The following is a 3,882-nucleotide window of genomic DNA, read 5'->3' on the forward strand; positions in this document are numbered from 1 at the left end:
CACATGGAACGCGCACCCGCAATTTTGCCAAGTATCTCGGCCTTTCGGCCAAGACGGACGCTGTAGATGCGCGCATGAGCGAGTGGCAGCACACTACAGCGCAGCCCTTGCCCGCGAAATGCTGGTTCCGAAATATGGCCGTGTCGTTGCTTTTGAAGGCTATGAACTGACCAACAACAACGCGCGGATCAAAGCCACAGAACAACGCATCGCACAGCTTGAGCGGGCCGCAGAGGTTGAGACAAGCAAGCGTGAGGTTTTCGAAGGGTGTACCATCGTCGAGAACACCGAGGAAAACCGGCTGCAAATCATCTTCGACGGGAAGCCCGCCCCGGAAGTTCGCGCGATCCTCAAAAGCCATGCGTTCAAGTGGGCACCCAGCCAAGGCGCATGGCAGCGGCAGTTGACCAATGCGGCCCGCTATGCAGGCCAGCAGGTCGAGCGTCAGCTTAAGGAGGTTATCGGTTAGTTTGTTAGCAGCTAGCGCAAAGTAACCTCGCTATGGTTGGGTTATTTATGACCTTCCGTGCATAAAAAGACTTGCTATTTATGACCAAAGGTGTATAAATAAGTATGACCAAGAGACGTGACATAATCAAGGCGCTGGAGGACGCAGGCTTTATCAGCAAGGGTGGCACGAACCATGAAAAGTGGGTTCATGCTGATGGGAGGCTCACGTTGGTGGGCCGTCACCGCGAAATACCGCTGCCGACCGCCCGCGCGATTGCAAAGCAAGCCAAAATCAAGTTGCCGAAGTGAGGTTCGATATGCCCAAGACTGTTTACAAAGATACCCGCCTATACCCTGTCGTTTTGCATCGTGAGGGCGATGTGTGGGGCTACTATAACCCAGACTTTGGGGGTGGTGGTGCTGCAACCTATGTTGATGCGTTGGCCCAGGCGCAGGACCTTCTTGATAGCGCAATTGGGGCCTATAGTGAAGGCGGTGAAGAACCGCCTTTGCCAACCGAGCCTGACGACATTGACTCTGACGGCGGAAAGGTTGCGTGGTTGCCCGTGATCATTTCAAACGCAGCCGAGCGCGTGGCGATTACTCTGCCCAAGTCGCTTTTGTCCCAGATTGACGCGACAACCGACAACCGGTCTGCGTTTTTCACCGAGTTGGCCCGCGAGCGTCTGGCCCAGACATAAGCACGTTTTACGCGCAGGCGTGAGGACTGAAACCATGTCGATGCAATACAAACTGAGCTATCTTTCGGATGGCGAACCGACGGAAAATGTCACCCTTGCCACCGTTAGAGAGGGGAGCGACCACCCGTTTCTGACGGTGATCGACGGAATGATTGCATCCGGCGCTTTCAAGTTCGACGACGATATCGAAGATTGGCAAGGCTTCCCAGACGGGGAAGGCGTCGCCAAACCCCATCAGGCCGCCCAATTCTTGTCGGCCACAAAGCAAATCGCAAAGGGTGAACAGTTTGTGTTTCCAAAATTGTTTCGAGCTTTGCAGGCTATGGACAAGGCCGCTTCAGGAGCGGGACGGATCTACATATCTTACTCCTAGGCGTGCAGCTTGATAGGTTGCGCGCAACGTCCAGTCAACGGGGACAGCCGCCCGCTGTCTTGCTCTGCAGAGTTGACGGGTTTCAATTTTTGGGTCATGAAGGAGGGGTAACCGGAACAAAACGGTTACACCGACACGGTCGCCGAAGCTGTAACTTCTGCGGCCGTTTCTATTTTTCAGATCCATGTCATTTTGAGCCTCCGTTTTTGCCGAGAAAGGCGCTTGACGCACAACGGATACTCTAGGCTTCGGCCGGCAGGCGGCCTCTGCCCCGAGCCTCTGACCCCTACCCTCCCTGTGGCCCAGGTGCGCCGCCCCCTGTCTCTCCGAGCCAGCGCGCGGCGCGGCCACATGGTTAGTCAGGGGCCAGAGTCTCGGCCCATGCGGGTACACCGCAGCGGCACCAACCTTTGTCGTCAAGCACGGAGACCCGTTCGCAGAGCAGCGCGAGGCGGCACGGCGACAGGCAGAGGAGGACCAGGTGCGTGCGGAAAAGGCCGAGGTTGAGAGGAAGGAGCGCTTGAAATCTCTAGGTGATGGCCCTGCCACAACAGGGGATCAGCTGTCGTTGTTCTAACCATGCGGTGGGCACAATTTTACCCGAGGCATTGCCCCATCGGCGATGCCCATTTACCCTAGAAAACCAAAGGAGTTTTCAGATGATCCGAGCGGCAATCGATATCGCGAAGAGTGACAACTGGTTCATGAAGCTTCTTCTATTCATCGTTGTTACCCTCCCGTTCAACTTAGTCCCAACAGTGTGGAATCTTTGGTACGGGGTTGAATACGCCAAAGAAATTGGGTGCACGACCAACTGCGCAGATCGCCTGACGTTCCTGATTGGATATTTGTTCCTATTTGCTGGTGGAGCGGCCTGGATCGCTGGAATTTGGATGCTGTGCAGCACATACCGGCAGTATAGGACAACCGGGGAGACAATCGAGCTCTTCAAGTAGAGGTATTCGTTGCCTCTAGCGTCTCATCCAAAGAACGACAGCGACCGCAACGGTTGCTAAGGCCAAGACAATCCAAACCACACCCCAAGAGGTTTAATTTGCTGCGGCGCAGTTGACCATATCAAGGCCAGCCAAAGCGCTGTTGCCGCTTTTCTCACAGTCATTCATCATCCGCACCTGTCCTTGAACGACCGTTTTCCATGCGCTTTATCGTTGGAACCACGTACAGATTTTGAATAGCGGCCGCTAAAACAACGACAATGAAAGAAGCAATTAATATGGCTATCGGAACTGTCCCTGTGGTGGCGTATGCGACCAACAAGAGAACGATAATGCCGATCGCGACCCCCAATGTTGCGTTTGGTCGAGATTTTTTAGGAATTTCAGGTAAGTTTCATCGCTCATGACTGCATACTTTCCTTAGAAACCATTTCCCGCAGCTTGCGTTGCAGTGTAGCACGACTGCATCCCAATGCCTCGGCCTGGGCTTTCCGTGTCTCGCCTTCTTTCTCCAACTGGCGGAGTTTTGCCAATCGCTCAGGTGTCCAATCAAACGGTGCTTGGCCGAGATTGCCCGACGCCAATCGACCTTTGCGCATCTGTGCCGCCTTTGCCGACCGTGCGGCCCGATCCGCCGCAACGGCGAAATCAAGCACAGCTTGCGCGTCTGGATGCCAGGCAATCGCCGTTCCGCTGGACAAGTCTATTACCGATGCTGACCGGCTGCCAATTTCCGCAAGAGCTTGAAGAGCATCAGCGGCATTTGTTGCTAAGCAGGCCGGTTCAGCAATCACCAGCTCGTCACGCGCGTTGAGGCTTGAAATCGCTGCCGCCCGGTCGCCGATGAACACTGACCGACTAAGGTCACTCACATCGAGCCCCGCTGATGCCAGCGCACCTTTTTGCTGTTCGATTGTCAGTCCACCAGCCACTGTACGAATATACCCGATCTTCATATTTTCGCTTGTATCACACTCATGTCTTTGACACTCATGACATGAGTGTGATACAAAGTCAATGTAGGCGTGGACAAACATGTTCAGTCAGTAAGGATGAGAAGGACACCCAATGGTTAGACTTCCCAACCCATTCGTGGAACAGCAAAGCCCGTCCCTTCGCTACTTTCTGGGTCTCGTTCTCATAGCAATTAAACTCGTTGCTGGATTTGTCGTGATGTTCTTAATCATAGGGGTCTCGATCAAAGTGGCTCAGGTACTTCCCTCACACCTGTTCGCTCTTGTGGCCGTGCTGGTTATCCTCGCGGTCGCCTATGTCCGTGATGTCATTGTCTTCAACAGATCCAAGTACATCAGAAGCAAAGGGGATCCACGACGCTGAGTTTGGCTTGGCCAGCCCCCATCAGAAAATGTAATGGCCTGATTTGCGGGCGCCAACCTTAACT

The 3,882-nt window shown here is 54.2% G+C and carries 7 protein-coding genes; 6 read left to right on the forward strand and 1 reads right to left on the reverse strand.

What is annotated here, in order from left to right; translation table 11 throughout:
- Positions 1-118 precede the first annotated feature (118 nt).
- The 6 genes from Q1A75_RS23360 to Q1A75_RS23385 all read left to right on the forward strand — a co-directional run bounded on the left by Q1A75_RS23360 (position 119) and on the right by Q1A75_RS23385 (position 2,887).
- On the forward strand, positions 119-469 hold the full coding sequence (locus Q1A75_RS23360; RefSeq protein WP_299551577.1) for a hypothetical protein: 351 nt from the start codon (positions 119-121) through the stop codon (positions 467-469).
- 104 nt (positions 470-573) lie between these two features.
- Positions 574-759 (forward strand): type II toxin-antitoxin system HicA family toxin, encoded by a 186-nt coding sequence (locus Q1A75_RS23365; RefSeq protein ID WP_299212404.1) that lies wholly within the window; start codon positions 574-576, stop codon positions 757-759.
- 8 nt (positions 760-767) lie between these two features.
- Complete coding sequence (locus tag Q1A75_RS23370) at positions 768-1,151, forward strand: type II toxin-antitoxin system HicB family antitoxin (RefSeq protein ID WP_299551580.1); 384 nt, start codon at positions 768-770, stop codon at positions 1,149-1,151.
- Between the two features lie 34 nt (positions 1,152-1,185).
- Positions 1,186-1,524 (forward strand): hypothetical protein, encoded by a 339-nt coding sequence (locus Q1A75_RS23375; RefSeq protein WP_299551583.1) that lies wholly within the window; start codon positions 1,186-1,188, stop codon positions 1,522-1,524.
- A 659-nt stretch (positions 1,525-2,183) separates the two neighbouring features.
- A complete protein-coding gene (locus tag Q1A75_RS23380) occupies positions 2,184-2,480 on the forward strand; it encodes a hypothetical protein (protein WP_299551585.1) in 297 nt (98 codons plus the stop codon).
- A 260-nt stretch (positions 2,481-2,740) separates the two neighbouring features.
- A complete protein-coding gene (locus Q1A75_RS23385; protein ID WP_299551587.1) occupies positions 2,741-2,887 on the forward strand; it encodes a hypothetical protein in 147 nt (48 codons plus the stop codon).
- Here Q1A75_RS23385 and Q1A75_RS23390 read toward each other — a convergent pair.
- On the reverse strand, positions 2,882-3,436 hold the full coding sequence (locus Q1A75_RS23390) for a hypothetical protein (protein WP_299551589.1): 555 nt from the start codon (positions 3,434-3,436) through the stop codon (positions 2,882-2,884). The genes Q1A75_RS23385 and Q1A75_RS23390 overlap by 6 nt on opposite strands.
- Positions 3,437-3,882: the final 446 nt, after the last annotated feature.

This window comes from uncultured Tateyamaria sp. (assembly GCF_947504105.1).
Classification (GTDB): Bacteria; Pseudomonadota; Alphaproteobacteria; order Rhodobacterales; family Rhodobacteraceae; genus Tateyamaria.

Bases quoted from the DNA above. Each gene is read 5' to 3' on its own strand.
- Q1A75_RS23390 (WP_299551589.1), bottom strand. From the start codon at position 3,436: ATGAAGATCGGGTATATTCGTACAGTGGCTGGTGGACTGACAATCGAA.
- Q1A75_RS23380 (WP_299551585.1), top strand. From the start codon at position 2,184: ATGATCCGAGCGGCAATCGATATCGCGAAGAGTGACAACTGGTTCATG.
- Q1A75_RS23385 (WP_299551587.1), top strand. From the start codon at position 2,741: ATGAAAGAAGCAATTAATATGGCTATCGGAACTGTCCCTGTGGTGGCG.
- Q1A75_RS23375 (WP_299551583.1), top strand. From the start codon at position 1,186: ATGTCGATGCAATACAAACTGAGCTATCTTTCGGATGGCGAACCGACG.
- Q1A75_RS23370 (WP_299551580.1), top strand. From the start codon at position 768: ATGCCCAAGACTGTTTACAAAGATACCCGCCTATACCCTGTCGTTTTG.
- Q1A75_RS23365 (WP_299212404.1), top strand. From the start codon at position 574: ATGACCAAGAGACGTGACATAATCAAGGCGCTGGAGGACGCAGGCTTT.
- Q1A75_RS23360 (WP_299551577.1), top strand. From the start codon at position 119: ATGCTGGTTCCGAAATATGGCCGTGTCGTTGCTTTTGAAGGCTATGAA.